This window comes from Klebsiella sp. KPN54798 (assembly GCF_021184225.1).
GTDB lineage: Bacteria > Pseudomonadota > Gammaproteobacteria > Enterobacterales > Enterobacteriaceae > Klebsiella > Klebsiella pneumoniae.
The window spans coordinates 117,943-144,396 of the sequence record NZ_CP089234.1; the positions used below are offsets into that span (position 1 = coordinate 117,943).

Below are 26,454 nucleotides of genomic sequence, written 5' to 3' on the forward strand. Positions count from 1 at the left end.
TTTACCTCGCAGCCTGCATGGTAGCCCACCACGCGGCATCGGCTTCCACTTCGCCCTGCTCGTTAACGTGGGGGTAAGGCAGACCTTTTTGTCTGGCGACACGGGCCAGCACCGGATAGCCGCCTTCGAACAGCAGGCGCTGCTGCTCTTGTGGCGGCAGCATGCTGTTGGCGCGTTGGTACATCCCGGCATTCTGCCGCTGGCGCTGCGCCTCGTAGAGGATCAGCGCCGAGGCGACGGAGACGTTCAGCGACTGCACCATGCCGATCATCGGGATAATGATGTCCTGATCGGCCAGCGCCAGCGCTTCCTGGGTGATGCCGGTTTTCTCCTGGCCCATCAGGATGCAGGTTGGACGCGTATAGTCGATTTCACGAAAATCGATGGCTTTGTCGGAAAGGTGAGTGGCGAGAATTTGCATGCCCTGGCCTTTCAGGTGGCCGACGGCATCTGCGATAGTGCGGTGGGTTTTAACCTGCACCCAGCTGTTGCTGCCCGCGGCGGCGGAGGCCATGGTACGCATCCGGCTGCTCGGCCAGACGGCATGCACTTCGTGTACGCCAACGGCATCTGCGGTCCGGATGACCGCAGAGACGTTATGAGGCTTATGGACCTGCTCCATGCAGACCGTCAGGTCAGGCTGACGCCTGGCGAGCATCTCGCAGATACGCTCGTAGCGCTTTGAGTTCATAAAGCTAGTTTCGGTTACGGGTGACTTTAATCACGTCCGGCATGACGCGGATTTTGCGCATGATATTCGCCAGATGCACGCGGTCGCGCGCGGTCAGGCGGATAAAGGCGCTGTATACGCGGCCATCTTTCTCTTCCGTATTCAGGCTCTGGATATTGGAAGACGCGGTGTTGATCGCCGCCGTCAGGTTAGCCAGCGCGCCCTGGTGGTTAAACATGTCCACCTTGATTTCGGTGATGAACTCCTGAGCGGTCTCTTTATCCCACTCAACCGCCATAAATTTCTCCGGCTCTTTCTGGTAGCCGCGAATGTTACGACAGGATTCATGGTGGATAACCAGCCCTTTACCCGGGCTGACGTGGGCGATAATCGGGTCACCTGGAATTGGACGACAGCACTTGGCGAAGGTGATCAACACGCCATCGGCGCCTTTGATTGGCAGATGACCGTGGTTCGACGCGTTAGCCGGTACCGGCGCCGCAGCGGCTTCGCCCTGCTGCAGGTTTTTTGCCACCACGACGCTCATGGCGTTGCCCAGACCGATTTCCGCCAGCAGATCGTCAAGCGAGGCCAGCTTCATGCGATCGAGTTCGCGCTGGATATTCTCCGGTGGGATCTCGGCAAGTTTGCGGCTTCCGCCCAGCGCGTGATTGAGCAGACGACGGCCAAGGCTAACCGAATCGTCGCGCTTAAGGTTTTTCAGCAGCTGACGGATCTTGGCGCGCGCTTTCGAGCTGACGACAAAGTTCAGCCAGGCGGCGTTCGGGCGAGCGCCCGGCGCGGTGATAATTTCGACAGTCTGACCGCTGGAGAGCGGCTGCGACAGCGGATAGGGCTGACGGTCGACGCGCGCGCCGACGCAGGCATGACCGATATCGGTATGCACCGCGTAGGCGAAGTCCACCGGCGTGGCGCCGGCAGGCAGTTCGACAATGCGCCCTTCCGGGGTGAAAACGTAAATCTCATCGGGGAACAGATCGGATTTTACGCTCTCGATAAATTCAAACGAGCTACCGGCGCTCTGCTGCAGCTCCAGCAGGCTTTGCATCCAGCGCTGAGCGCGGATTTGCGCGGTGGTGCTGCTTTCGCCGCCGTGCTCTTTATAAGCCCAGTGCGCCGCTACCCCCATCTCCGCCATCTGGTCCATGTCTTCGGTACGAATTTGTACCTCGACCGGGACGCCGTGGGGGCCGATCATCGAGGTGTGCAAAGACTGATAGCCGTTAGCTTTCGGAATGGCGATGTAGTCTTTAAAACGACCCGGACGCGGTTTGTAGAGGCTGTGCATCTGGCCGAGCACGCGATAGCAGATATCGGCATCATGGACGATAACGCGGAAGGCGTAGATATCCATGATCGAGTGAAAACGTTGCTCTTTGAGCACCATTTTACAGTAGATGGAGTATAGATGCTTCTCGCGACCGCTGACGCGGCAGGGGATCCCCGCTTCCTGCAAACGCCCTTCGATTTCGGAGAGGATCTTTTGAATCATCTCCTTACGGTTGCCGCGCGCCGCTTTGACCACCTCTTTAATGACGCGGTAGCGATTAGGGTACAGCGCTTCAAAGCCCAGCTCTTCGAGCTCGGTTTTGATGTGATGGATACCTAAACGGTGCGCCAGCGGGCTGTAAATTTCCAGCGTTTCGCGGGCGATGCGTCGGCGTTTATCCGGGCGCAGCGAGCCCAGAGTACGCATGTTGTGGGTGCGGTCGGCAAGCTTGATGAGGATGACGCGGATGTCCTGCACCATCGCCATGATCATTTTGCGAAAGTTTTCGGCCTGCGCCTCTTTCTTATCGCGGAACTTGAGCTTGTCAAGTTTCGACACCCCCTCTACCAGCTCGGCGACGCTTTTACCAAAAAGCTGTTCCATGTCCTGGTAGGTGGCGGGGGTATCTTCAATCACATCATGCAGCAGCGCGGCCATCAGCGTTTCATAGTCGAGCTTCATCTCGGCCAGAATGCAGGCTACCGCGACCGGGTGCGTGATATAGGGTTCACCGCTTGAACGTGTCTGACCCTCGTGAGCGTCACGTGCAACGAGATACGCCTGCCGCAGACGCTTAATCTGGTCTTCCGGCAGGTAGTTTTGAATCAGCTGATTCAGGCTTTCAAACAGATACAAGGGCGACCCGCTGTGTGATTAACGACGACCTTCAGCAATCGCGGTAACGGCTTGTAATTCAGCGGCTTCCTGCTCTTGCTGTTCCTGGCGCTCACGTACGTCGAGGATCTGGTTGTTGATCAGACCTTCTTCGATTTCGCGCAGTGCGATAACGGTGGTTTTATCGTTTTCTTCCGGTACCAGCGGATCCTTTCCGCCAACCTGCATCTGACGAGCGCGACGCGCGGCGACCAGTACCAGGTCAAAACGGTTACCAATTTTCTCTACAGCGTCCTGAACAGTTACGCGTGCCATACTTAAAATGCTCCACAGGTGAAGAAATGACTGGGCATGATACTGAATGTGGGTTCAGTCTGCCAATAGTTTGGTGATTAAAGCGCCATGTCGCTGCTTTTGGCGGCTCATGCGCAGACGTTCAGCGCGGATGATATTTTTCAGGTCGCTCAGGGCGGTGTCAAAATCATCGTTCACAATCAGGTAATCATATTCCGCGTAATGGCTCATTTCCGCAACGGCCTGGGCCATCCGTTTCGCGATCACCTCTTCGCTGTCCTGGCCGCGGCCGCGCAGGCGACGGTCCAGTTCATCTTTTGACGGCGGCAGAATAAAAATACTGCGCGCGCCGGGCATGCTTTTACGGATCTGCTGCGCGCCTTGCCAGTCGATATCGAGGAAGACATCGACGCCGGTCGCCAGCACCTGCTCGATCGCTTTACGCGACGTGCCGTAATAGTTGCCAAAGACCTCTGCATGTTCCAGAAACGCGTTTTCGCCAATCATCGAGCGGAATTCGTCGTGATTCACGAAGAAATAGTGTTCGCCGTGCACTTCACCCGGACGCGGCGCCCGCGTGGTATGGGAGACCGATACCTGGGTGTCATACAACGGTTGGGTTTTTAATAAAGCCTGAATCAGGCTGGATTTACCCGCGCCGCTAGGGGCGGAAACAATATAAAGCGTGCCTTGAGCCATGAGTGTCTTTTGTATGTGGTTATCGAAAGAGGTCCTACATACGAGCCTATTATACACGTCGCCGCGGCGTGACGCAGTCATTGTCACACTTTTTGCCGCTGTTTCTTTCATTTTGCCTGCCGTTTTCCTGAATTCGCCAGCCGTTGCCGCAAAGAGGCGTAAATCCTGGAAGGCGCTTCGCAAGGCGAAAAAGCTTCCGTCGCGGCTCGCGGCATTCTGCAGCAGACTCTCCGCCAGGTGATGGAGGAGGGGACTGCAATGCGTAAAGGAGGGTGGTGGCTGGCGTTAGGGATGTTCTCTGCCAGCGCGCTGGCGACGTGTCCGGACTGGCCGCCGGCCAGAGGAAGGCAGGAGACATCACGCCTTCATCAGCAAATTGTCGCCTGGAAAGAGGCTTACTGGCGGCAGGGCGCCAGCGGAGTGAGCGATGACGTTTACGACCAGCTCACCCTGCGCCTGGCGCAGTGGCGACAATGCTTTCCGGGCGCGACGCCTGAGGATGACGATCTGCCTCCGCCCACCGGCGATGCGCGTCATCCGGTGGCCCATACCGGCGTGCGCAAGCTGGCGGATGAGGACAGCGTTGCCCGCTGGATGAAAAATAAATCCGACCTGTGGATACAGCCTAAAGTGGACGGCGTGGCGGTGACTCTCGTTTATCGCCAGGGGCGTCTGGTTCAGGCCATTAGCCGCGGCGATGGTCTACGCGGTGAGGCATGGACCGCCCGAGCGCGGCAGATCCCGGCGCTGGCGAAAGTGATGACCGGTGAACTGGCCGACAGCGTACTGCAGGGGGAACTGTTTCTGCGCCGGGACGGCCATGTCCAGCAGCGGGCCGGGGGGATGAATGCGCGGGCGAAAGTCGCCGGGTTGATGATGCGAGCCGACGCGGCGGCGGCGCTCAGTCAACTGGACGTTTTTATCTGGGCCTGGCCAGACGGCCCGTCGGATATGCGCCGTCGTCAGCAGCTGCTGGCGCAGGCGGGGTTTAAGTACAGCGGACAATATACCCATCCGGTGTCGCGCATCGAGCAGGTGGCGCAGTGGCGCCAGCGCTGGTATCGCTCGCCGCTGCCCTTCGTCAGCGACGGTGTGATTGTGCGCGAAGGACGCGAGCCGCCGGGACGAGTCTGGTCGCCCGGAAAGGGCGAGTGGCTGGCAGCCTGGAAATATCCTCCGGCATCGCGGGTGATGCAGGTACGGGCGATCCGTTTCAGTACCGGCCGCAGCGGCAGACTCAACGTGGTGGCCGAGCTTGAGCCCCAGCGGCTGGATGATAAACGCGTGCAGCGGGTTAACGTTGGCTCTGTGTCCCGCTGGCAGATGCTGGATATTGGGGTTGGCGATCAGCTGCAGATCAGTCTGGCAGGGCAGGGTATTCCTCGGGTCGACGCCGTCGTCTGGCGGACGGCCGAGCGCCATAAACCGACGCCGCCGCCGGCGAAATTTAATGCGCTAACCTGCTATTTCGCCACCCCTGAGTGCAGCGAACAGTTTCTTTCCAGGCTGATCTGGTTGTCATCAAAGTCCGCCCTGAATGTCGATGGCGTGGGGGAAAATTTATGGCGCGTCATTCAGCAGCAAAACCCGATGACGCATATCTTTTCTTGGCTGGCGCTTACCGTTGAGCAGCTGCAGGCGTTGCCAGGGATTTCCGCCGCCCGCGGGCAGCACCTCTGGCATCAGTTTGATCTCGTTCGCAAACGACCTTTTATCCGCTGGGTGCTGGCGATGGGGATCCCGGTGCCGCAGGGGGCGCTGGCGCAGCTCGAAAGCGAGAACTGGCATTTGCTGGCGGCAAAAAGTGAAGCGCAATGGCGCACGCTGCCGGGCGTGGGGGAGATCAGAGCCCGCCAGCTGGTGGCTTTCCTGCACCATCCGGACGTGGTGGCGCTGGCGCAATGGCTTAGCGGGCAGCGCATCCCCGGATTTTAAGGCGGTTAGTGGGCGTCATGGGTGTAGTGGAAGACCGGTAGCCCCAGTTTCCAGCGTAGCGCCAGCATGCGGGCGGTAAAGCCGAACAGCAGTGTAGCCAGCACCACCACATCGTGGCTGCTGACGTAATGTTGCAGAGCAATATAGAGTACGGCTGCGGCAAAGGAGATCCCGGCATACAGCTCTTTCTGGAAGACCAGCGGAATGCGTTTGCAGAACATATCGCGCAGTACGCCGCCGAAGACACCGGTGATCACGGCGGCAATAGAGGCGATAACCGGGCCTTCGCCCATGTCCAGGGCGATCTGCGCGCCGATGATGGAAAACACGATCAGCCCCAGCGCGTCCAGCACCAGAAACAGCCGACGAAGGTGCGGCATCACCGGAGCGGCAATGGTCGTGAGGACGGCGGCGACGGCGACAATGATGACATATTCGGGATGCTTCACCCAACCAAGAGGATAGTGCCCCAGCAGGATATCGCGAACGGAACCCCCGCCCAGCGCGGTCGCAGTGGCGATAATGATGACGCCAAACGTATCCATCCGCCGGCGCCCGGCAGCCAGTGCGCCGGTCATGGCTTCCGCGGTGATACCGATTAAATACAGAACATGAAGCAGCATAGATCCCCCCAGGTAATGGCGGGCAGGTTAACGATTTGTGCGCAGGATCACGATTGAGATTTTCTAAAGCGAATCATTTACGCCAGGAAAAATTAATGGAAATAGTATCTGTGATGGCTTGATTTAAAGGTTGATTGATTTTTTAGGGATTTTTATTGATTAGAAAAAGTAATGCTAAGTGAAGCGATGGGTATCACTATCGAAAAGACTATGATTACGCAATGTTTAGGTCTCGTCCTTTATTCTTTTATTTTTCCTTTTCAAGGCCTGAGAAAATGAGCGTCGCCGCCGGGAATAAAAATCATCTGATCCGCCTGATAGCCGTGGTATTAACCGGGATTCTGGCCGGTCTGTCCGGCATGGTTTTGGCACTAATTTTACACGCGATTCAGCACCTGGCTTTTGGTTACAGTTATGGGCAGATCGTCGGTTCGGTGTCATTTTTACAGGGCGTCACGGAGTCGTCCTGGCCACGCCGCATCGTGGCAATCGTGGCCGGCGGCGCCGTCGCCGGATTTGGCTGGTGGCTGCTTGGTCGCTACGGGCAGAGGCGGGTTTCCATTGCGGCGGCGGTGGCCAACCCCTGCGTACCCATGCCCGCGGGCACCACGACGATCCACGCGCTGCTGCAGATCGTCACCGTAGCGCTGGGCTCCCCGCTTGGCCGCGAAGTGGCGCCCCGGGAAATGGGCGCGCTGGGGGCGGGGATGGTGGCGCGTAAGCTGCGCCTGCTGGAAGATGAAACCCGCACGCTGATTGCCTGTGGGGCGGGCGCGGGTCTGGCGGCGGTCTATAACGTCCCGCTGGCCGGGGCGTTGTTCAGCCTTGAGGTCATGCTGCTGTCGTTTAGCTGGGAAAAAACGCTGGCGGCGATGATGACCTCGGCGATTGCCGCCTGGACGGCCACCCTGGGGTTAGGGGATGAATCGCAATACCATTTTGTTTCCAGCGCACTTCCGCACACCTTTCTCTGGTGGGCGATTCTGGCGGGCCCGATTCTTGGCACCGGCGCCTGGCTCTTTCGCAAAGCGACCAGCGCGGCGCGTTCACGCGCGCGAAGTAACTGGCAGATGCCGGTGTTCTGTCTGCTGGGGTTTTCTCTTCTTGCCATCCTGAGTCTTTATTTCCCCGAGCTTCCGGGCAATGGCAAGGGTCCAATGCAGCTGGCGCTCAGCGACGTGCTACCTCTCTCCATGGTCGCTGTCCTGTTAGTATTGAAGATGGTGGTGATTCTGGCGGTGCTGCGCGGCGGCGCGGAGGGTGGATTGTTAACCCCAGGGCTGGCGGTGGGCGGATTGGTCAGCCTGCTGCTCTGCGCGCTCTGGCAGCTCGGCTTCCCTGGCGGTGATAAAAGCAGCTTCGCTGTGGTGGGGGCGGCCGCGTTTCTCGCCGCCTCCATGCAGATGCCGTTGACCGCAGTGGCGCTGGTGATGGAGTTTACCCACATGGATCACAGCTATCTGGCTCCGGCGCTGCTGTGCGCGGCAGGGGCGTTTTTAACCTGCCGGGCGCTGGATAAAAAATAGGCTTACCGAGCCGCGGTGAAAGTCAGGGAGGGGCCCGTTGATCCTGAAAGTAAAATCAGCCGCGTTTTTCCCTGATGGTTGCCTCATGGTTAATAAGCCATATTTTTCGTGCAATGCCGCCGCCGTAACCGGTCATCGAACCATCTTTGCCGATAATTCGATGGCACGGGATGATAATCGCGACGCGGTTAGCGCCGTTTGCAGCAGCCACCGCGCGCGTGGCCGTTGGTTTACCTATCTCCATCGCAATCGATTGATAATGCGTCGTCTCACCGAAGCTAACGTGCTGTAAACGGCGCCAGACCGCTCGCTGGAATTCGCTGCCTGGGGTATCAAGCGCCACCTCGAACGATTGACGCTGTCCGGCGAAATACTCCGTTATTTCCTGTTGCGCCTGCCTGGTGTGGGCATTTTCACCTGCGATGATGCTGGCGTTGAACCGCCGCTGCAGGTCGCTGAATTCTGACTCCAGCGCTCGTCTGTCGACAAACTCCAGCAGACAAATTCCCCGTTGCGTTGCACAAACAAACATTGGCCCTAACGGGGTGGTAAAACGATGAATTAAAACAACCTGGCGTTGCGCGCTGGGTGCGAAACCGGTCAATTTTTTGCAGGTATAGCCGAAGCCGCTTAAGGACTCGTAACCGCTATCGAAAGCGACATCGGTAGTTGAGCGGCCTGCTTTTAATTCCTGAAGCGCCATATTCAAACGCTGCATCCGTTGAAAAGCCTGAAAGGTGATCCCGTGGTTTTGCAGGAACCAGCGGCGAACGCGTTCCGGGCTAATATCGTGCTGACGTAGCTCGCTATCGCTGAGGCGGACCTTTGGAGCTTCTCGCAGCAGGCGGAGCGCTTGTTCAACAAAGGCGGGGGCCGTCCGGGCATTCTCCGTCGGGCGACAGACTTTGCATGGCCGGAAGCCGGCATCCAGCGCGGATTTAAAGTCATTATAAAATTCGACGTTTTCCCGCCGGGGTTTTCGCGCCCGACAGACCGAGATACAAAATACGCCGGTGGTTTTCACGCCGACGAAAAAAACGCCGGTGAATTCCACCGCGCGTTCAAGCAGCGCCTGATACCAGATATCGCACTGCATGCTGTCGGTAATTTTCATGGTCAAAAAACACCTGAGAAAGAGTGTTGGGTTTGCACCTGACATAATAAGTCTTTCAGTCTGGCCTGCGTCGCAGCATAAATAAAATTGCCCATCGAAATTCGTTTTACGCCCAGTGTCGATAAGGTGCTGAAGTCAGCCAGCTCAGGCATACACATTACGTTTAAGGGTAAACGCACGTGGTGAACGATGGCGATAATATCCTCCGCGCGGGTGACGCAAGGCACAAAAAAACCGCATGCGCCGTGTTTGGCGTAGAGTTGACCGCGATAGAGCGTCTGAACCAGCGCATCTTGTACGTTGAGAAGAAAGGTATCGGTGCGGACATTAACAAACAGACCGGGACAGGCGCGGGTTATTTCCTGCAGTTTGACGGCAAAGCGCTCCGCATCGTCAAGACGACGCGTACCATCCACCACATGACTATCCTCGAGATTTATTCCACTCACGCCGAGATGCGCCAGACGCCGGATATTGTCAATGATGTGGCTGGTTGTCGCGCCGTAGCCCGCCTCTAAATCGACGCTTAACGGCAGTTCGCTAACGGTTTTGATGCGTGAGACGACATAAAACAGCTCGTCAAAACTCATCTCTTCGCCATCTTCATACCCTAACATTGCGGCGATAGCAGCGCTGGAGGATCCCAGCGCCTGATAACCAGCCTGCTGAGCAGCCTGAGCGCTGCTGGCATCCCAGACATTGGCAAGCAACAAAGGTTGGTGTTGCTGGTGAAGCGCATTAAAGTCCATTCTTTTCTCTCGCGGTAGTGTTTTCCTGACTGTGCCGCGTTGTGCTTATTTGCCACAACCGAAAACTGGACGACTATTTTTTATAAGTAGATTCTTATCATTCGCCCGTGAGAGAGATAAATAAAAAGGCCATGATTTATCATGGCCCTGGATACCGAAATACATTAACAAACGAGAAAGCGTTACTCGATATTCTGGATTTGCTCGCGCATTTGCTCGATGAGTACCTTCAGCTCAATCGCGGAGTTGGTCACCTCGGCGTTAATCGATTTTGACGCCAGGGTGTTCGATTCACGGTTGAACTCCTGCATCATAAAGTCGAGACGGCGACCCACAGCTTCTTTCTTCTTCAGAATGTTATAGGTCTCTTTAACGTGCGCTTCGAGACGGTCCAGTTCTTCGGCAACGTCGATACGCTGCGCCATCAGCACCAGCTCTTGCTCAAGGCGGTTATTTTCCAGCTGTACTTCCGCATCTTCCAGCTTGGCGACCAGGCGCTCGCGCTGCCACTGGAGAATTTCCGGCATATGAGCGCGAACTTTCGCCACTTCGCCGCTCACGCCTTCAAGCCGCTGCTCGATAAGCGCTTTCAGGGCCTGGCCTTCCGTTTCGCGGGCGACGATGAAGTCGTCCAGCGCGCCGTCAAGAGCGGCCAGAATGTCGGCGGCGATGGCGTCGAGATCCTGCTCTTTGGCGGCCATCACGCCCGGCCAGCGCAGGATATCAACCGGGTTGATTTCCCCTTCATCGCTCTGCATTTTCACCCAGTTGGCAGCGTTTACCAGCTGTTTAGCCAGCTTTTCGTTGAGGATGAGTTCACCCTGAGCGCTGGGATCTTGTTCAAAACGCAAGGTGCATTCGACTTTACCGCGAGTCAGGCGGGCGCGAATGCGCTCGCGTACCACGGGCTCCAGACTACGGAACTGCTCCGGCAGGCGGAAGTACGTTTCCAGATAGCGCTGGTTTACCGAGCGCAGCTCCCATGCGGCGCTACCCCAGTCACCCTTGATTTCACGGCGGGCATAGGCGGTCATACTGCGGATCATAGGCGTTCCTGTTTTCGTAATAATGAATGCAAGGATTATAGCCGTGCGGGCGGTGACTTAACAGGAATAGTGATGAAATACTTCAAGGACGATTGTTTTAACGGATATAGCCGCAAAGTTATTTTCGCCAGGGGCTGTAGGTGGGGTTATATATTATGGGAATCCGTAGTTAATATTTTCTGATATTAGATGCGGGCATGGAATTCGGATGCCTTTGTACAAATGCATATACCGCCAAAAAAACTATTCTGTGAGTTTTAGGAAGTATAATCACCAGAAATGAGATAGGGTATTACCTTTAAGCATTATGTATGTTTTTTTTTGCATTGATTACTATAAATTTATTAAAACTTTGGTGGTTGTATTTATGGTGAGAATACTGTTGTATTAATTATATCTAATTGTTTTGTTTTGGCCTTTTTAAGTTTTATGCGGTATTGTCCGACTGAAAGAACGCTAGTATAGTCGTTTACGATGAGTTCTATAAAAAGGATTTTAATATGGACGCTATCTTTGACAGAGTCGTAAGGGAATTTTTTCCAAATACAACCATACCTTTTTGGAAAAAATGGCTGTTCAGGACGGCATTTGGCAATAAGGTATTTTCTCGCTTAATATATAACGAGCGACTCGTTAATAAAAATGGAGTCGAGTGGGTTAATGCAGTTGTTGAACTCCTTGAGTTGAAATGTGAAAGCGAACACCACCAATTTAACAACATACCTGAGCATGGGGCTACGGTTGTTATTTCAAATCATCCGACGGTTATCGATGGACTTAGCTTAATACATACGGTCTCCCGAGTCAGGAGTGATATAAAAATAATAGCCAATCACGTTTTGCCAATTATATTCCCCCAGGTATCGGAACTTACCATTGGAATTGAGAATATGGCCGGTAAGATGAGCCATAAAAAATTCCGCGAGATGAACGATCACCTGCGAAAAGGAGGCGTATTGATTATATGTCCTGCGGGTAAGCTGGCTAACTGGTCTCTTTCCGGGTTACAGGAGCATAAGTGGAACCCCGGTTTTTTACAGCTTGCTATGAGAAATAATGCAGCATTGGTACCAATTCATATTACGGGAGCAAACAGTAAGATTTATTATCTTACTGCAACATTCTGGCGGCAACTGTCGAACATGATGGTTATTCGTGAAGCTCTCCGCCATCATGGCAAGACCATGAAAATCAATATAGGACAGCAAATAGCCTTATCCTCGTTTAAAGAATACAATAAAGATCTTTCTGCCGCGGCAAATGTATGTTTGACGCACCTCCAGAGCATAGCGAAGAATGGCCCGGCTATGTTAGATACGATTGCGCCGCAAGAATTAGAACCAGGTAAAGAGGAGCTAATTAGCGCAATAGAGGAGTGCGAAATATTAAGGCAGTTTGAAGACGGTAGAAAACTAGTGATATATCGCTGTAATACTAACCGAACCTCACCCATTATTGATGAGTTAGGGCGCTTACGCGAACGCTGTTATCGCGATATTGGTGCCGGAACTGGTAACGACCGAGATAACGATGTTTTTGATGAAAGTTATTATCATATCATTTTGTGGGATCCTTCTGATGTGGAAATCCTGGGAGCATATCGTGTTATGCCCGTTGGCGAGCAACTGGCCCAACATGGTGTAACAGGCCTCTATAGCAACAGCTTGTTTAAATACCATGATAATGCCTATTCCTGTTTAGAAAAGTGTGTGGAAATTGGCCGCGGTTTTATTCAGAAACCTTATCAAAAAAGTAAGGTGCTTGATTATTTATGGCAAGGGATATTTGACTTTATAAAAAGATATCCGGACTATAAATACTTGCTGGGTGTGCTGACCATTCCTGGAGCTTTTCCTGAAAAAGTACAGAAACTCATCATCAGTTTCTATAATATATATTTTCCCTCGACAGCTGATTTTTGTACGCCGATAGCATTGTTCACTGCCGAAAATGTACAGGATGATACTCCATTTTGTGGCGAAGATTTTAGAGCAGACTGGAGCATGCTTAATCACCTGCTGAGAGAAGAAGGTTATGAACTTCCCTGGCCTTTTAAACAGAGTGCTAAATGGTTCTCCCCGGGCGGATCGTCGATTCTTGCATTCACAAAAGATGATTCTTTTAATTCGATAGCTGGGTTAAATCTGAGCTCTATAGATAAATTGAATGAAAGCTACGTTAAGCATTATTTAAAAGATTAAACTGACGATGGCTGTACGGTCCTGGAGCGAGCGTGCCTTAATCCAGACCGTAATGATAAGGGAAATGATATACGTATGGATGCGTTTTAATGCGAAAGCCAATAAATGTATTTATTATATTGATATCGGTGCTGATACTCACCGGATGTGATAACAAATCAGATAACATGTTATCCGGTTATTCACATGGAGAATTTGTATACCTTTCATATTCTGGTAACGAAAAAATAGAACGGATCTTGATCAATAAAGGAGATAACGTCGCCGCAGGACAGGAGTTAGTGAAGATTGAGTCCTTCGATGCGCATAATATTTTCCTGCGCGCTGAGGAAAAGCTATCAGCAGAGAGCGCTCTATTACGAAATCTGGAATCTGGCGAACGGCCTGAAGAGTTGGATATTATACGTTCGCAGATTAAAAAAGCACAATCGGCAGAATCCCAGGTAAAGCGGCAGCTTGGGCGATATCGTAATCTTTACGCCAATCATGCCATATCGCTTGCGGAATGGGAGGATATCCGGGATGAATTAACTCAAAAAGGCGCACAGGTTGAAGAGTTAATTAATCAACTCAAAGCACGGCAACTCCCTGCCCGGCAGGATGAGCTTAGCAAGCAGCGTTCAATGGTGGCCGCGGCAAAACTCGAACGGGATAAGGCGCTGTGGGATGTCCAGCAAACGACGATTGTTTCTCCGGTCAATGCTAAGGTCTTCGATATTATTTATCGTGCCGGGGAGCGCCCTTCTGCTGGTAAACCAATAATCAGTCTGTTACCTCCTGAGAATATAAAAGTACGCTTCTTTATACCCGAAGCGAAGCTCGGTAAATTTAAAATCGGATCTAAGGTAAAACTTATATGCGATGGTTGCGCTGAACCCATTGCTGGCATTATTAACTATATCAGCCCTGAGGCCGAGTTTACGCCTCCAGTTATTTATAGTACGAAACGTCGTGAGAAGCTCATTTTTATGGCGGAGGCTATCCCTGCGCTGCAGCAGGCAGGGCGGATGAAAATCGGCCAACCGTTTGATGTGGAGATTATTGGCGATGAATAATCTTTGTATTGATGTAAAAAATCTCAATAAACATTTTGGCGAGCATCACGTCGTAAAGGATTTCTCTTTACAGGTGGCAAAAGGCGAGATCTATGGTTTTCTCGGTCCGAACGGTAGCGGAAAAACGACATCGATTCGAATGATGTGTGGTTTGATTACGCCGGATTCCGGTGAAGGTACTTGTCTGGGTATGGATATCTTTACGCAGCGGGAAAAAATAAAAAAAAAGATAGGCTACATGACCCAGTATTTCTCAATGTGGGGAAATTTAACTATTCGGGAAAACTTACTTTTTATTGCGCGGTTATATAGCCTCGATCAGCGTAGAGATCGGGTTGAACGTGCGCTTTCTGAGTTAGGCCTCACTGCCCGACAGCACCAGCTGGCTAAGGAGCTTTCTGGGGGCTGGAAGCAAAGAATGGCCCTCGCCGCCTGTATGTTGCATGAACCTGTTTTGCTATTTCTGGATGAGCCGACTGCTGGCGTGGATCCCAAGGCGCGGCGAGAGTTCTGGCAAATGCTGCACCAGCTCTCTGACCGGGGGATCTCGATACTGGTGAGCACGCATTATATGGATGAGGCTGAGCGCTGCCATAAGGTTGCCTATCTCTCATATGGTCGGCTGCTGGCGAATGGCACTATTGCGTCGATTATAGCCTCCCAGAATTTGATCACCATGCGAACCAGCGGCGCCGGTCTGACGCTGCTTGAAAGCCAGCTACAGCGCTTGCCGGATATTGAGCAAACGGTCATTTTTGGCAATCAGCTTTATATTACATCCAGAGATGAAGCGAAGTTAAAATCCGCGCTTTTTGCCTTTACGCAACAGGGTTATGAGTTCTGTAAGGTGGATACCAATCTGGAAGATGCATTTACCTACTTGATGAAAAATAATTGTGAAAAAAATTAATTTTAGCTTCTCCGTTACGCGGTGGATTGGCGTGGTTATTAAGGAAATTCACGAGCTACGCCGTGATAAAGTCAGCATCAGTATGGTGCTCCTGACACCTCTTTTTCAGCTGATCATTCTTGGCTATGCCATCAATATGGATCCGCATAATCTTCCGACCGCCTTACTAAATTATGATACCGAACGCATGAGTCAAATCTTTGTGACGGAAGCGCAAAATACCGGGTATTTTTCGATGATTCCTGTCGATTCAGAAGAGGCGGCGCAGAAAGCCTTTGTGCGGGGGGATGTCACTTTTATCGTGACGATCCCTGAAGGGTTTACGCGCAAGTTACTGCGTGGAGAAAAGCCACAACTATTGATTCAGGGGGATGCCATCGATCCGATCACCACGGGGAATGCGCTCAGCGCCCTTGTGCAGGTGGCGAAGTCGATGTTTCAGCACGATTTGCCGGGCGACATGCGTGTGGTGCAAAAAGAGGATGATTTCGAGCTTATCATTCATCGCATGTTTAACCCTGAGGGGATAACCCAGTTTAATACTATTCCCGGTATTATGGGGTCTATACTCAGTACAACGTTAATCCTGATGACCGCCCTGTCTATTACCCGCGAGCGAGAAAACGGGGCGTTAGAAAATTTACTGGTCTCTCCGTTGTCCGGGCTTGAGGTCATTATTGGGAAAATAACGCCTTTTGTTATCATTGGTCTGTTTCAGGCGACGTTAATCCTGATTGCCGCCGTTTTGTTGTTCGATATCCCCCTTCACGGTAGCGTCTTCCTACTATTTTTTGTGCTGTTAATTTATGTCTTTCTTTGTCTGTCAATTGGTATCGGTATTTCTGGCTTAGCACAAAACCAGCTGCAGGCGCTGCAAATGTCGTCATTTTATTTCATCCCTTCACTTATGCTGTCCGGATTTGTCAGCCCCTTTATTAGTATGCCAGACTGGGCGAAAGCCATTGGCTCCTGTTTACCGCTGACCTACTTCATCCGCCTGGTTAAGGGCATTATGCTGAAAGGCTATTCAGCAATGGCATTGTTGCCTGACCTCTTGCCGCTGATAGGCCTGGCGGTGATTGTCATTGGTGTGGGGTTGAAATCTTATCGTAAAACGCTGGACTGACATTATCGGCGCGTCCGGCTGGAGTGGGCATAGGCTTTTTGCCATGAAATTCGTATAATGCGCCCTCACATTCGTTTCAAGCCGGAGATTTCTATCATGCGTCCAGCAGGCCGTAGCGCTAATCAGGTGCGTCCCGTCACCCTGACCCGTAATTACACAAAACACGCTGAAGGCTCCGTGCTGGTCGAATTCGGTGATACCAAAGTGCTGTGCACTGCCTCTATTGACGAAGGCGTTCCGCGTTTCCTGAAAGGCCAGGGCCAGGGCTGGATCACCGCTGAATACGGCATGCTGCCGCGTTCTACGCACACGCGTAACGCGCGTGAAGCGGCAAAAGGCAAGCAGGGCGGCCGGACGATGGAAATTCAGCGCCTGATTGCCCGTGCGCTGCGCGCAGCGGTTGACCTGAAAGCGCTGGGCGAATTCACGATTACTCTCGACTGCGATGTACTGCAGGCCGACGGCGGCACCCGCACTGCCTCCATTACCGGTGCCTGCGTGGCGCTGGCCGATGCGCTGAATAAGCTGGTCGCCGCCGGCAAGCTGAAAACCAATCCGATGAAAGGGATGGTGGCCGCGGTCTCCGTCGGTATCGTAAATGGCGAAGCCATCTGCGATCTGGAGTACATCGAAGACTCCGCCGCGGAGACCGACATGAACGTGGTGATGACCGAAGATGGCCGTATTATTGAGGTGCAGGGCACTGCGGAAGGTGAGCCGTTTACCCATGAAGAACTCCTCACTCTCCTGGCGTTAGCCCGAGGGGGATCGAGTCCATTATCACGACGCAGAAGGCGGCGTTAGAAAATTAATGATTAAGGCGACTGAGAAGTCGCCTTTTTTTTGCGCTTTATCCTTCATCACACCTGCGAAGGGGAGCGCGCAGTCTGACAATGATGAAAAGTACCAAAGGAGCGAATCCATGAAGCCGTATCAGCGCCAGTTTATTGAGTTTGCGCTTAGCAAGCAGGTTCTTAAGTTTGGCGAATTCACGCTGAAATCCGGGCGCAAGAGCCCCTATTTCTTCAACGCCGGCCTGTTTAACACCGGGCGCGATCTGGCTCTGCTGGGCCGTTTTTATGCCGAGGCGCTGGTGGATTCCGGAATTGAGTTTGACCTGCTGTTTGGCCCGGCCTACAAAGGAATCCCAATCGCCACCACCACCGCGGTGGCGTTAGCCGAGCATCATGACCGCGATCTGCCTTACTGCTTTAACCGCAAAGAGGCAAAAACCCATGGCGAAGGCGGCAATCTGGTCGGTAGCCCGCTGCAGGGCCGGGTAATGCTGGTGGATGACGTGATCACCGCCGGTACGGCGATTCGCGAATCCATGGCGATTATCCAGGCCCAGGGCGCGCAGCTGGCGGGCGTTCTGATCTCCCTGGATCGTCAGGAACGCGGCCGCGGCGAGATCTCTGCCATTCAGGAAGTGGAGCGGGATTACGGCTGCCAGGTTATCTCAATCATCACTCTGAAAGAGCTGATTACTTATCTGGAAGAGAAACCCGAGATGGCGGAACACCTGGCGTCAGTTCGCGCCTATCGTGAAGCCTACGGAGTCTGATGATGCGCCCGGCAGCCTCGGCTGCCGGATTTCCGCTATATCAGCTTAGCGCCCTGCGCATTGACGTACAGCGAATAGATTGACGTGCTGGACGCCATAAACAGACGATTGCGCTGTTCGCCGCCAAAGCACAAGTTCGCGCAGCGCTCTGGCAGTTTAATGGTGCCGATATGCTTACCCTGAGGGTTGAAGATCCGCACGCCGTCGAGTTCTTCGTTTCCGCTTCCCCATCCGCACCACAGATTGCCGTCTGCGTCGCAGGCGATCCCATCGGCGGTACCGTTCCCACAGTCGAGATATACCCGTTTATTTTTCAGCGTATTGCCTTCCACATCCCACGCCAGAATTAAGCGGTTCGGTGTCGCCCGGCTTTCCACCACGTATAAGGTCTTTTCATCCGGCGAGAAACACAAACCATTTGGCCCTTTTACGTCGCCCAGTACCACGCTCAGTTTGCGGCTTTCCGGCTCCAGACAATAGACGTTTTGCGGCAATTCTGATGTTGCTTTGTGGCCTTCGTAAAAACCACTGATGCCAAATGGCGGATCGGTAAACCAGATGGTGCCGTCTGACTTCACAACGATATCGTTTGGAGAATTGAGGCGATGACCCTGGTAGCTATCGGCCAGTACGGTAACAGACCCATCGTATTCGGTACGCGTAATGCGGCGGGTGTCGTGCTCGCAACTGATTAAGCGCCCCTGTCTGTCGCGGGCGTGACCATTGCTATAATTGGCCGGGTAGCGAAAGACGCTGGTTTCTCCGCTGACTTCATCCCAGCGCATGATGGCGTTATTCGGAATGTCGCTCCACAGCAGCATTCGCATGTAGCCGAACCAGACCGGGCCTTCCGCCCAGCGGAAGCCGCTGGCGATGCGTTCGACCTTTGCGCTGGCAAGCATATAGCGACGAAAGCTATCATCGACGGCCACGATGCGTGGGTCCGGATAGCGTTCAGAGGGGGCCCATGCTGCGAAGCTTTTTTGACTGACCAGTAGCGATGCGGTTGCCAACCCGCCTATCTTCAGTAAATCCCGCCGTGACGTCGCCATCAAATCTCTCCTTGTCGGGTGGTGTTGGGGAGGGTGAAATGTTCAGCAAGCTGGATAGTAGGAAAGGAAAGCGGAAACGCGCATTGGGCAATTCAACCAATGGCCCTGGGATTTGCGACAAACTTACGCAGATTGCGAGGAGAATCATGCAGCCTGGCGGCTGCATGTGAGGATTTACTGCAGCTGTGCGGCGACCAGCGGCCAGCGGGCGTCGAAATCATCCGTCGGACGATATTTGAACTCGCTGCGCACAAAGCGCGACAGCATGCCCTCGCAGAAAGCCAGCAGCTGGCTGGCCAGCAGGGTTTCGTCGAGGGTGTAGCCTTCGCCTTCGCGCATTTTTTTCTCGCGCATCACCTGGCGTAGCTGCGCTTCGATGCGCTCAAAAAGCTGGTTGATGCGACCCTGAAGCCGGTCCTGTTCGAACATCAGCGCGTGCCCGGTGAGGATACGCGTCAGCCCAGGATTACGCTCGCCAAAGCCAAGAATCAACAGAACGATCAGGCGCAGGCGCGCGGTGGTGTCCTTTTCATCTTTCAAAATCAAATTGATGCGCGTAATCAGACTGTCTTCAATGAACTCGATCAGGCTGTCAAACATGCGGGTTTTGCTGGGAAAATGGCGATACAGCGCGGCTTCAGAGACGCCGACGGAAGCCGCCAGTTTCGCGGTGGTAATACGCTGACTACCATCGCTGGATTCCAGCATCAGCGCCAGAGATTGAAGTATTTCTTCGCGACGATTCCGTTTCGCAGTTTGCTTTTCTGCCATGTTTTAAAATACCCCTGAAAATAAGCACTTGTCAGGCAGACATCCACAACGCGACCGCAAACCAGGGCTTGCGGTAATGTTATTGCGTTATGCGCGTTGGGATGCAGATTCCGTGTTGCTGGGCTTATTTACGCCCTGAGTGACCGAAGCCGCCTTCGCCGCGGTCGGTGGCATCGAAGGATTCCACCAGGTTAAATTCCGCCTGAACGACCGGCACAAAGACCATCTGTGCGATACGTTCGCCCGGCTCGATAATAAAGCTCTGCTGACCGCGGTTCCAGACGGACACCATCAGCTGCCCCTGGTAATCGGAGTCGATAAGGCCCACCAGGTTGCCCAGGACTACGCCATGCTTATGACCCAGGCCGGAGCGCGGCAGGATCACCGCCGCCAGAGAGGGATCGGCGATATGAATCGCAAGGCCGGTCGGCAACAGCGTGGTTGCGCCCGGCGCCAGCTCTACGGCGTCGTCGAGACAGGCTCGCAGGTCAAGTCCGGCGGAGCCGGAGGTGGCATAGGTCGGCAGCGGAAATTGCTGGCCGACACGCGGGTCCAGAATCTTAACGTCGATTTTTTTCATCATAACGGGTCACGATCTCGTCGAGTAATAATTGGCCCAGGAGTTCCTTGCGCTCAAGTGGTAAGCGCTTTTCCCCATCCTGCCAAAAAAGGTGTAGTGCGTTGCTGTCGCTGTTAAAGCCCTGATTAGGCTGGGAAACATCGTTGGCGCAAATCAGGTCGAGGTTCTTGCGGGCACGTTTTTGCCGCGCATATTCTTCCACATTATTCGTTTCGGCGGCAAACCCAACGACGTAGGGGCGATGTGATTTTAGCGCCGCGACCCCGGCCACGATATCCGGGTTTTTAACCATTTTTATTGTTAATTCATCACCTTGTTTTTTTATTTTATCTTCGGCGATGACGGCGGCGCGGTAATCCGCTACCGCGGCGCAGCCAATAAAAATGTGCTGCTGCTGGGCGCCAGCCTGGACGGCCGCTTCCATCTCCAGCGCGGTAGTGACATCAATGCGCTGCACAAACGGCGGGGTCGGTAGCGATACCGGCCCGCTGATCAAGGTCACGTTCGCGCCCCGCTGCGCTGCGGCGGCGGCAATCGCGAAGCCCATCTTGCCAGAGCTGTGGTTGGTGATATAACGCACCGGATCCAATGGCTCACGGGTCGGGCCCGCGGTAATCATGAGGTTGAGATGTTGCAAATCTTTGACAGGGGAGGCGAAATGCTGCGCGGCCATGTCTACGATAGTTAACGGATCGAGCATTCTCCCCGGGCCGACGTCGCCGCAGGCCTGGCTACCGCTGTCTGGTCCCCATAGCAGCAGCCCGCGGGTAGCGAGCGTCTGCAGATTATGCTGGGTGGCCTGCGCGCGATACATCTGCTGGTTCATGGCGGGCACCACGGCAACCGGGGATGGAGTGGCAAGACAGATCGTCGACACCAGATCGTTGGCCATGCCGGCCGCCACGCGAGCGATTAAATCGGCGGTCGCTGGGGCGAGGATCACCAGGTCGGCCCATTTACCGAGCTCAATATGGCCCATTGCCGCTTCCGCCGCCGGATCGAGCAGGCTGTCGGAAACCGGATAGCCGGATACCGCCTGCAGGCTGAGTGGGGTGATGAACGCTTTTGCCGCCTCCGTCATCGCGACACGCACTTCCGCGCCGCGTTCACGCAGCCGGCGCACCAGTTCCGGGGTTTTATACGCCGCGATGCCGCCGCTGACGCCCAGGACGATTTTTTTACCCGCCAGAGTCATCATGATGTCTTCCTGTTGCCGTAGACCAGAATCCGCGCATCTTATCACAATCCTGCCGCCGTCGTGCCTCTGCCGGGCATTCACTTTGCGAGCGGCTACGCAGGGTGAAAATCGGCGGGTCGGCAGCGCCGTCAGGCTGTGCCAGGATAGGCTGATTCACCCAGGAGGGCGCATGGACGGAATGGAAAATCTGATGCCACGGGAGAAGATGCTGCAATACGGCATCGAAACGCTAACGGATGTTGAGCTGCTGGCGCTTTTTCTGCGCGTCGGCACGCGTCGTCAGGATGTGCTCAGCTATGCCCAGGCGTTACTACAGCGTTTTGGCTCACTCTACGCTCTGCTTTCCGCTGATAAAGCGCAACTGATTGCTGTGGACGGACTGGGGCTGGCGAAATATGCGCAACTGAAGGGCATTGCCGAGCTGGCGCGACGCTATTTTAGCTCGCAGCTGGTCGAGGAGGCCGCGCTGGTCACCCCCTCGATGACGCGCGAGTTTTTACAAAGCCAGCTGACGGAAGAGGAGCGCGAGATCTTTATGGTGATCTTTTTAGATAATCAGAACCGGGTGTTGAAACATAGTCGTCTTTTTTCTGGTACTCTTAGCCACGTTGAGGTGCATCCGCGAGAAATTGTACGCGAAGCTATCAAAGTGAACGCCGCCGCCGTGATCCTTGCGCATAATCATCCCTCCGGTAGCCCGGAGCCAAGTCAGGCCGACAGACTGATTACCGAAAGGGTGATAAAATGTTGTAGATTCATGGAGATACGCGTGCTTGATCATCTGGTTATCGGCCGCGGTGCGTATGTATCTTTTGCCGAACGTGGCTGGATTTAGCCCCGAACTGGCGATCCTTCGGGATCTTTGTCTGTTCGGGACTTGAGCACATCGCCGAGTCAGCGTATACTACGCCACCTTTGAGAATCTCGGGTTTGGCATTTGGGCCTGGCAGTCGAGAGTTCACATTGAACTGCGATGACCAGGCTGTAAAGCCTGACGAGGCGCCAATACCCCATACGAAGCTCGAGCTAATTTGATTTTTGGAGAATAGACATGTCCCGAGTCTGCCAAGTTACTGGCAAGCGTCCGGTGACCGGTAACAACCGTTCCCACGCACTGAACGCGACTAAACGCCGTTTCCTGCCGAACCTGCACTCTCACCGTTTCTGGGTTGAGAGCGAGAAGCGTTTTGTCACCCTGCGCGTATCTGCTAAAGGTATGCGTGTAATCGATAAGAAAGGCATCGATACAGTTCTGGCTGAACTGCGTGCCCGTGGCGAAAAGTACTAAGTACTTAGAGGAAATAAATCATGGCTAAAGGTATTCGTGAGAAAATCAAGCTGGTTTCTTCCGCTGGTACTGGTCACTTCTACACCACCACGAAGAACAAGCGTACCAAACCGGAAAAAATGGAACTGAAAAAGTACGATCCGGTTGTACGTCAGCACGTTATCTACAAAGAAGCTAAAATCAAATAATTTTAGCCTCCTTGTATAAAAACCCCGCTTCGGCGGGGTTTTTTGTTTTTAAAACTCCCCCATATTGCTTTCACATACTCCCTTTTCAGTCACCTGTCCGTGAAGCACAATACGTCGGGTAAACGGAGGAAAATCATGCCTGAATTACCAGAGGTTGAAACCAGCCGCCGCGGCATCGAGCCGCACCTGGTTGGCGCAACCATTCTGCACGCCGTCGTGCGCAACGGACGGCTGCGCTGGCCGGTTTCCGAAGAGATCTATCGCCTGAGCGACGTTCCGGTTCTCAGCGTGCGTCGCCGCGCCAAATACCTGCTTCTGGAGCTGCCGGACGGCTGGATCATCGTCCATCTTGGGATGTCGGGGAGCCTGCGCATCCTGAGCGAAGAGCTGCCTGCTGAAAAACACGATCACGTTGACCTGGTCATGAGTAACGGCAAGGTGTTGCGCTACACCGATCCACGCCGCTTTGGCGCCTGGTTGTGGACCAGAACGCTGGAAGGCCATCCGGTACTGGCCCATCTTGGCCCGGAGCCGCTCAGCGACGCGTTCAACGCCGACTATCTCCAGCAAAAATGCGCGAAGAAGAAAACCGCAATCAAACCCTGGCTGATGGATAACAAGCTGGTGGTGGGCGTGGGGAATATCTACGCCAGTGAATCGCTGTTCTCCGCCGGGATCCATCCTGACCGGCTGGCGTCCTCGCTGTCGCGGGAAGAGTGTGAGCAGCTGGTGAAGGTGATTAAGCTGGTCCTGCTGCGTTCGATAGAGCAGGGCGGCACCACGTTAAAGGATTTCCTGCAAAGCGATGGCAAGCCGGGCTATTTCGCCCAGGAGCTACAGGTCTATGGCCGCAAGGGCGAACCCTGCCGGATCTGCGGCACGCCGGTCGTCGGGACCAAACATGCCCAGCGGGCGACCTTTTATTGCCGTCAGTGCCAGAAGTAGTTCTCAGGAACAGGAATGTTTGTCGGCCAGGTCAGCGGGCCTGCGGGTGCGCATCTGGTGGGCCGGGGGCGTTTGTAGTCCAGGTCAGCGTAGCGCCATCTGGCACAAAGACCGGGATAGAGCCGGTGTGAATGACCCAGCGGCGCAGTGCTGCGCCAGCCAATGTGGCTCATGTCCCGGCAGATGCGTTACTTCAGCTTATTCAACAGCGCCTGATGCACATTAGCTGGCAGAAAGTGAGAAACGTCGCCCTGGTGGCGCGCCACTTCCTTCACCAGTGAGGAAGAGATAAACGACCACTCTTTGCACGGCATCAGAAACACGCTCTCAAGGGTGGGCATCAGGTGGCGGTTCATATGAGCCAGCTGCATCTCATACTCGAAATCCGCCACCGCCCGCAGGCCGCGGATCAGGATATTGGCCTGCTGCGCGCGCGCGAAATTGGCCATTAAATCACTGAAGCCGATAACCTCCACGTTCACCAGGTGGGCCGTCGCCTGCTCTGCCAGCGCAATGCGCTCATCAAGGCTGAACATCGGCTTTTTACTCGGGCTGGCGGCGATAGCCAGCACCACTTTATCGAACATACTTGCCGCGCGGGTGACAATATCGATATGACCGTTGGTGATGGGGTCGAAGGTACCCGGATAGATCGCTTTTGTGCTCATGATGACTCTTTCTCCGAGTAGCCGTGGCTCAGCGCCCACAGCTCGGTATATTTCGTAAACGTATACTGCGCGTTGACCACCGCCAGTAACCATCCCTGTTTACCGTCCAGCACCCCACCGCGCAATAGCAACGTCTTGAGGAACGCGCCCAGCGTATGGCTGAAAATCCCTGCCATCGAGGTCTTCTTGCCCTTCTGGTGACGCTCAAGCGCCCACGCGGCGGCATACGCCAGCTGTTTTTGCTGGAAGCCAGCGAAGTCGCGGCAGGTCAGGTGCAGGAGATCGCCGGTCAGCGGAATAACCTCGGCGCCCAGGCTATCCAGCGATTCATGGACCAGATTATCGTTATAGCGGTAACGGGCGCGTTCGTACAGGCGCAGGACGCGATCGGGATACCAACCGCTGTGGCGCATAAAGCGTCCGAGAAAATAGTTACGGCGGGCGATGCTGTAGATGGCGCCGCGCTGGGGGGCGTCCAGTACCTTAAGAATAGCCTGCCTGAGTTCTGGCGTGACGCGCTCATCGGTATCGATCATCAACACCCAGTCGCCGGTGGCGTAATCCTGCGCGCGCTGGCGCTGAATGCCATAGCCTCGCCAGTCGGTATGGGTATAGACCTGGGCGCCGAGGCGGCGGGCCAGCTCAACGGTGTTGTCGGTGCTGCCGGAGTCGAGGACGATAATTTCATCCGCCCAGCTAACGGAGCCCAGACAATCCGGCAGCAGGTCGGCGGCGTTTTTAGCGATCATCACCACGGAAAGCCGGTTCGACATTAATGACTCCGCTGCGGCAGGTAAGGTTGCAGTAACTGTAGCAGACGCGACAGCGCGCCCTGGTTCTGGTGCAGCACTTCCACCGCGTGACGGCCATACCACAGACGGTAATCTTCATCGGTCAGGAGCGTGGACACCTCCCTGACCAGCGAATCGGCATCGGTAACGGTGATCAGGCCATCGTCCTGCTGCAGCTTGGCGCAGATATCTTTGAAGTTGAAGGTATGCGGGCCCATCAGCACCGGAATGGCGTGCGCCGCCGGCTCTAGCGGGTTATGGCCGCCGCGCTCCACCAGGCTGCCGCCGACGAAGGCGAGGTCGGCAATGCCGTAGAGCAGCATCAGCTCGCCCATGGTATCGCCAATGACTACCTGGGTACTGGAGGAGGGGATCTCGCCGGTGCTGCGCAGAGTAAAGCTCATCCCAGCCTTTTGTACCATCTCACGGGCGTCAGGGAAGCGCTCCGGATGGCGGGGAACAAGGATCAGCAGCAGGTTCGGGAAAGTCTCCAGCAGTTTTTTATGCGCCTGGAGGATGATTTGTTCTTCACCGTCGTGGGTGCTGGTGGCAATCCAGACCTTGCGGTGCGGTGCCCATTGCCGACGCAGCGTCACCGCCCGGGCCGCCAGCTCTGGCGTGACGGAGATATCGAATTTCAGGCTGCCGGTGACCGCCAGCTGGTTGCGCTTCAGCCCCAGAGAGAGGAAGCGGTTACCATCTTCTTCATTCTGCGCGGCGATAAGCGTAATGCGGCTCAACAGGCGGCGCATAAAGCCGCCCAGTTTGGCATAGCCTTTGGCGGAACGTTCGGACAGGCGCGCGTTGGCGATCACCAGCGGGATCTTACGCTTATGCAGCGCGGCCACCATATTCGGCCACAGCTCGGTCTCCATAACGATCACCAGCTTCGGCTGAACGGTGTTCAGGAAGCGGTTCATGGCGCCGGGCAGATCGTAGGGCAGATAGACGTGATGAACATCTTTGCCAAACGCCGACATGGCGCGCTCGGAGCCGGTCGGCGTCATGGTGGTGACGGTGATCGGCAGAGAAGGGTAGCGGTGGCGCAGGGCGCGGACCAGCGGAATGGCGGCTAAGGTCTCGCCGACGGAAACGGAGTGCAGCAGAATGCCATCCGGCTCTACCTTGTTCTGACAGAAGCCATAGCGTTCCGCCCAGCGTTTGCGATAGGCAGGAGCCTTACGACTGCGCAGCAGCAGCCGCAGCCACACCAGCGGCTGAATAAGGTAAAGTAGGGTGGTATAAAGCAATTCCAAACTATTTATCCGTTCTCTGTTTTGGCGGGCAAATTCTAAGCATTTAGCCCGCGTAAAGCTATCTCTTTGGCGGAAACAGC

Annotated in this window: 27 protein-coding genes and 1 pseudogene; 12 read left to right on the plus strand and 16 right to left on the minus strand. The window is 54.6% G+C overall.

The genetic code is table 11. From position 1 onward, the window contains the following. Position 1: 1 nt before the first annotated feature. From trmH to gmk, 4 genes are read right to left on the minus strand one after another with little or no spacing between them, the layout of a single operon-like run. Positions 2-691 carry a tRNA (guanosine(18)-2'-O)-methyltransferase TrmH gene (gene trmH / locus LPQ25_RS00580; RefSeq protein ID WP_004181538.1) on the minus strand — a complete coding sequence of 230 codons (690 nt, stop codon included), beginning with the start codon at positions 689-691 and terminating at the stop codon, positions 2-4. A gap of 4 nt (positions 692-695) precedes the next feature. Further along, positions 696-2,816, minus strand: a complete 2,121-nt coding sequence (gene spoT, locus LPQ25_RS00585; protein WP_004150214.1) for a bifunctional GTP diphosphokinase/guanosine-3',5'-bis pyrophosphate 3'-pyrophosphohydrolase — start codon at positions 2,814-2,816, stop codon at positions 696-698. 18 nt (positions 2,817-2,834) lie between these two features. Continuing rightward, entirely contained in the window at positions 2,835-3,110 is a 276-nt protein-coding gene (gene rpoZ / locus LPQ25_RS00590; protein WP_000135058.1) for a DNA-directed RNA polymerase subunit omega, read from the minus strand. Positions 3,111-3,164: 54 nt separating this feature from the next. Beyond that, on the minus strand, positions 3,165-3,788 hold the full coding sequence (gmk, locus tag LPQ25_RS00595; RefSeq protein ID WP_002922664.1) for a guanylate kinase: 624 nt from the start codon (positions 3,786-3,788) through the stop codon (positions 3,165-3,167). A gap of 258 nt (positions 3,789-4,046) precedes the next feature. On the opposite strand from gmk, the gene ligB reads away from it, so the two are divergent. Then, positions 4,047-5,723, plus strand: a complete 1,677-nt coding sequence (ligB, locus tag LPQ25_RS00600) for an NAD-dependent DNA ligase LigB (RefSeq protein ID WP_014906770.1) — start codon at positions 4,047-4,049, stop codon at positions 5,721-5,723. Positions 5,724-5,728: 5 nt separating this feature from the next. Here ligB and LPQ25_RS00605 read toward each other — a convergent pair whose 3' ends face one another. Next, positions 5,729-6,346 (minus strand): trimeric intracellular cation channel family protein, encoded by a 618-nt coding sequence (locus LPQ25_RS00605; RefSeq protein ID WP_002922654.1) that lies wholly within the window; start codon positions 6,344-6,346, stop codon positions 5,729-5,731. 275 nt (positions 6,347-6,621) lie between these two features. Here LPQ25_RS00605 and LPQ25_RS00610 point away from each other — a divergent pair, with 275 nt between their 5' ends. Then, positions 6,622-7,872, plus strand: coding sequence for a chloride channel protein (locus LPQ25_RS00610; RefSeq protein ID WP_014906771.1), 1,251 nt, complete (start codon positions 6,622-6,624; stop codon positions 7,870-7,872). A gap of 55 nt (positions 7,873-7,927) precedes the next feature. Here the strand turns inward: LPQ25_RS00610 and LPQ25_RS00615 are convergent, their stop codons facing one another. From LPQ25_RS00615 to LPQ25_RS00625, 3 genes are all read right to left on the minus strand, one after another. After that, positions 7,928-8,986 (minus strand): bifunctional transcriptional activator/DNA repair enzyme AdaA, encoded by a 1,059-nt coding sequence (locus tag LPQ25_RS00615; protein WP_004151500.1) that lies wholly within the window; start codon positions 8,984-8,986, stop codon positions 7,928-7,930. Between the two features lie 2 nt (positions 8,987-8,988). After that, positions 8,989-9,735, minus strand: coding sequence for an isocitrate lyase/PEP mutase family protein (locus LPQ25_RS00620; RefSeq protein WP_014906773.1), 747 nt, complete (start codon positions 9,733-9,735; stop codon positions 8,989-8,991). Positions 9,736-9,917: 182 nt separating this feature from the next. After that, positions 9,918-10,781, minus strand: coding sequence for a YicC/YloC family endoribonuclease (locus LPQ25_RS00625; RefSeq protein ID WP_002922636.1), 864 nt, complete (start codon positions 10,779-10,781; stop codon positions 9,918-9,920). Positions 10,782-11,281: 500 nt separating this feature from the next. On the opposite strand from LPQ25_RS00625, the gene LPQ25_RS00630 reads away from it, so the two are divergent. After that, the gene (locus LPQ25_RS00630) at positions 11,282-12,982 is read left to right on the plus strand and encodes a lysophospholipid acyltransferase family protein (RefSeq protein WP_014906775.1); all 1,701 of its coding nucleotides are present in this window, start codon (positions 11,282-11,284) and stop codon (positions 12,980-12,982) included. Between the two features lie 37 nt (positions 12,983-13,019). On the opposite strand, the gene LPQ25_RS00635 is transcribed toward LPQ25_RS00630, so the two are convergent. After that, entirely contained in the window at positions 13,020-13,151 is a 132-nt protein-coding gene (locus LPQ25_RS00635) for a hypothetical protein (protein WP_014906776.1), read from the minus strand. Here LPQ25_RS00635 and LPQ25_RS00640 point away from each other — a divergent pair. The 5 genes and pseudogenes from LPQ25_RS00640 to pyrE all read left to right on the plus strand — a co-directional run bounded on the left by LPQ25_RS00640 (position 13,111) and on the right by pyrE (position 17,637). After that, positions 13,111-14,037: an HlyD family secretion protein gene (locus LPQ25_RS00640; RefSeq protein ID WP_269465814.1), complete on the plus strand. Its 927-nt coding sequence runs from the start codon at positions 13,111-13,113 to the stop codon at positions 14,035-14,037. The genes LPQ25_RS00635 and LPQ25_RS00640 overlap by 41 nt on opposite strands. Next, the gene (locus tag LPQ25_RS00645; protein WP_004173902.1) at positions 14,030-14,947 is read left to right on the plus strand and encodes an ABC transporter ATP-binding protein; all 918 of its coding nucleotides are present in this window, start codon (positions 14,030-14,032) and stop codon (positions 14,945-14,947) included. The genes LPQ25_RS00640 and LPQ25_RS00645 overlap by 8 nt, the downstream gene beginning before the upstream one ends. After that, a complete protein-coding gene (locus LPQ25_RS00650; protein WP_015875241.1) occupies positions 14,934-16,073 on the plus strand; it encodes an ABC transporter permease in 1,140 nt (379 codons plus the stop codon). The genes LPQ25_RS00645 and LPQ25_RS00650 overlap by 14 nt, the downstream gene beginning before the upstream one ends. Positions 16,074-16,169: 96 nt before the next feature. Continuing rightward, a pseudogene (gene rph, locus LPQ25_RS00655) lies at positions 16,170-16,885 on the plus strand (ribonuclease PH). A 110-nt stretch (positions 16,886-16,995) separates the two neighbouring features. Then, a complete protein-coding gene (pyrE, locus tag LPQ25_RS00660; protein WP_014906779.1) occupies positions 16,996-17,637 on the plus strand; it encodes an orotate phosphoribosyltransferase in 642 nt (213 codons plus the stop codon). 35 nt (positions 17,638-17,672) lie between these two features. Here the strand turns inward: pyrE and LPQ25_RS00665 are convergent, their stop codons facing one another. The 4 genes from LPQ25_RS00665 to coaBC all read right to left on the minus strand — a co-directional run bounded on the left by LPQ25_RS00665 (position 17,673) and on the right by coaBC (position 21,235). Beyond that, on the minus strand, positions 17,673-18,689 hold the full coding sequence (locus LPQ25_RS00665; RefSeq protein ID WP_014906780.1) for an SMP-30/gluconolactonase/LRE family protein: 1,017 nt from the start codon (positions 18,687-18,689) through the stop codon (positions 17,673-17,675). A gap of 174 nt (positions 18,690-18,863) precedes the next feature. Further along, entirely contained in the window at positions 18,864-19,460 is a 597-nt protein-coding gene (gene slmA, locus LPQ25_RS00670) for a nucleoid occlusion factor SlmA (RefSeq protein WP_002922598.1), read from the minus strand. A 124-nt stretch (positions 19,461-19,584) separates the two neighbouring features. Beyond that, the gene (gene dut / locus LPQ25_RS00675; RefSeq protein WP_004145270.1) at positions 19,585-20,043 is read right to left on the minus strand and encodes a dUTP diphosphatase; all 459 of its coding nucleotides are present in this window, start codon (positions 20,041-20,043) and stop codon (positions 19,585-19,587) included. Beyond that, the gene (gene coaBC, locus LPQ25_RS00680; RefSeq protein WP_004188117.1) at positions 20,021-21,235 is read right to left on the minus strand and encodes a bifunctional phosphopantothenoylcysteine decarboxylase/phosphopantothenate--cysteine ligase CoaBC; all 1,215 of its coding nucleotides are present in this window, start codon (positions 21,233-21,235) and stop codon (positions 20,021-20,023) included. The genes dut and coaBC overlap by 23 nt, the downstream gene beginning before the upstream one ends. A gap of 172 nt (positions 21,236-21,407) precedes the next feature. Here coaBC and radC point away from each other — a divergent pair, with 172 nt between their 5' ends. The 4 genes from radC (at position 21,408) to mutM (ending at position 23,659) form a co-directional block, all read left to right on the plus strand. Continuing rightward, complete coding sequence (gene radC, locus LPQ25_RS00685) at positions 21,408-22,073, plus strand: RadC family protein (protein WP_002922589.1); 666 nt, start codon at positions 21,408-21,410, stop codon at positions 22,071-22,073. A 216-nt stretch (positions 22,074-22,289) separates the two neighbouring features. After that, positions 22,290-22,526, plus strand: a complete 237-nt coding sequence (gene rpmB, locus LPQ25_RS00690; RefSeq protein ID WP_000091955.1) for a 50S ribosomal protein L28 — start codon at positions 22,290-22,292, stop codon at positions 22,524-22,526. Positions 22,527-22,546: 20 nt separating this feature from the next. Further along, positions 22,547-22,714, plus strand: coding sequence for a 50S ribosomal protein L33 (rpmG, locus tag LPQ25_RS00695; RefSeq protein ID WP_002922510.1), 168 nt, complete (start codon positions 22,547-22,549; stop codon positions 22,712-22,714). A 135-nt stretch (positions 22,715-22,849) separates the two neighbouring features. Then, positions 22,850-23,659, plus strand: coding sequence for a bifunctional DNA-formamidopyrimidine glycosylase/DNA-(apurinic or apyrimidinic site) lyase (gene mutM, locus LPQ25_RS00700; protein ID WP_004173907.1), 810 nt, complete (start codon positions 22,850-22,852; stop codon positions 23,657-23,659). A gap of 188 nt (positions 23,660-23,847) precedes the next feature. Here mutM and coaD read toward each other — a convergent pair whose 3' ends face one another. Genes coaD through waaA form a run of 3 tightly spaced genes read right to left on the minus strand, consistent with a single transcriptional unit; the run spans position 23,848 to position 26,374 of the window. Continuing rightward, positions 23,848-24,327, minus strand: coding sequence for a pantetheine-phosphate adenylyltransferase (gene coaD, locus LPQ25_RS00705; RefSeq protein WP_002922501.1), 480 nt, complete (start codon positions 24,325-24,327; stop codon positions 23,848-23,850). Then, positions 24,324-25,100, minus strand: a complete 777-nt coding sequence (locus tag LPQ25_RS00710; protein ID WP_014906783.1) for a glycosyltransferase family 2 protein — start codon at positions 25,098-25,100, stop codon at positions 24,324-24,326. The genes coaD and LPQ25_RS00710 overlap by 4 nt, the downstream gene beginning before the upstream one ends. After that, on the minus strand, positions 25,100-26,374 hold the full coding sequence (waaA, locus tag LPQ25_RS00715; RefSeq protein WP_004145263.1) for a lipid IV(A) 3-deoxy-D-manno-octulosonic acid transferase: 1,275 nt from the start codon (positions 26,372-26,374) through the stop codon (positions 25,100-25,102). Before waaA ends, LPQ25_RS00710 begins: the two co-directional genes overlap by 1 nt. Positions 26,375-26,454 lie beyond the last annotated feature (80 nt).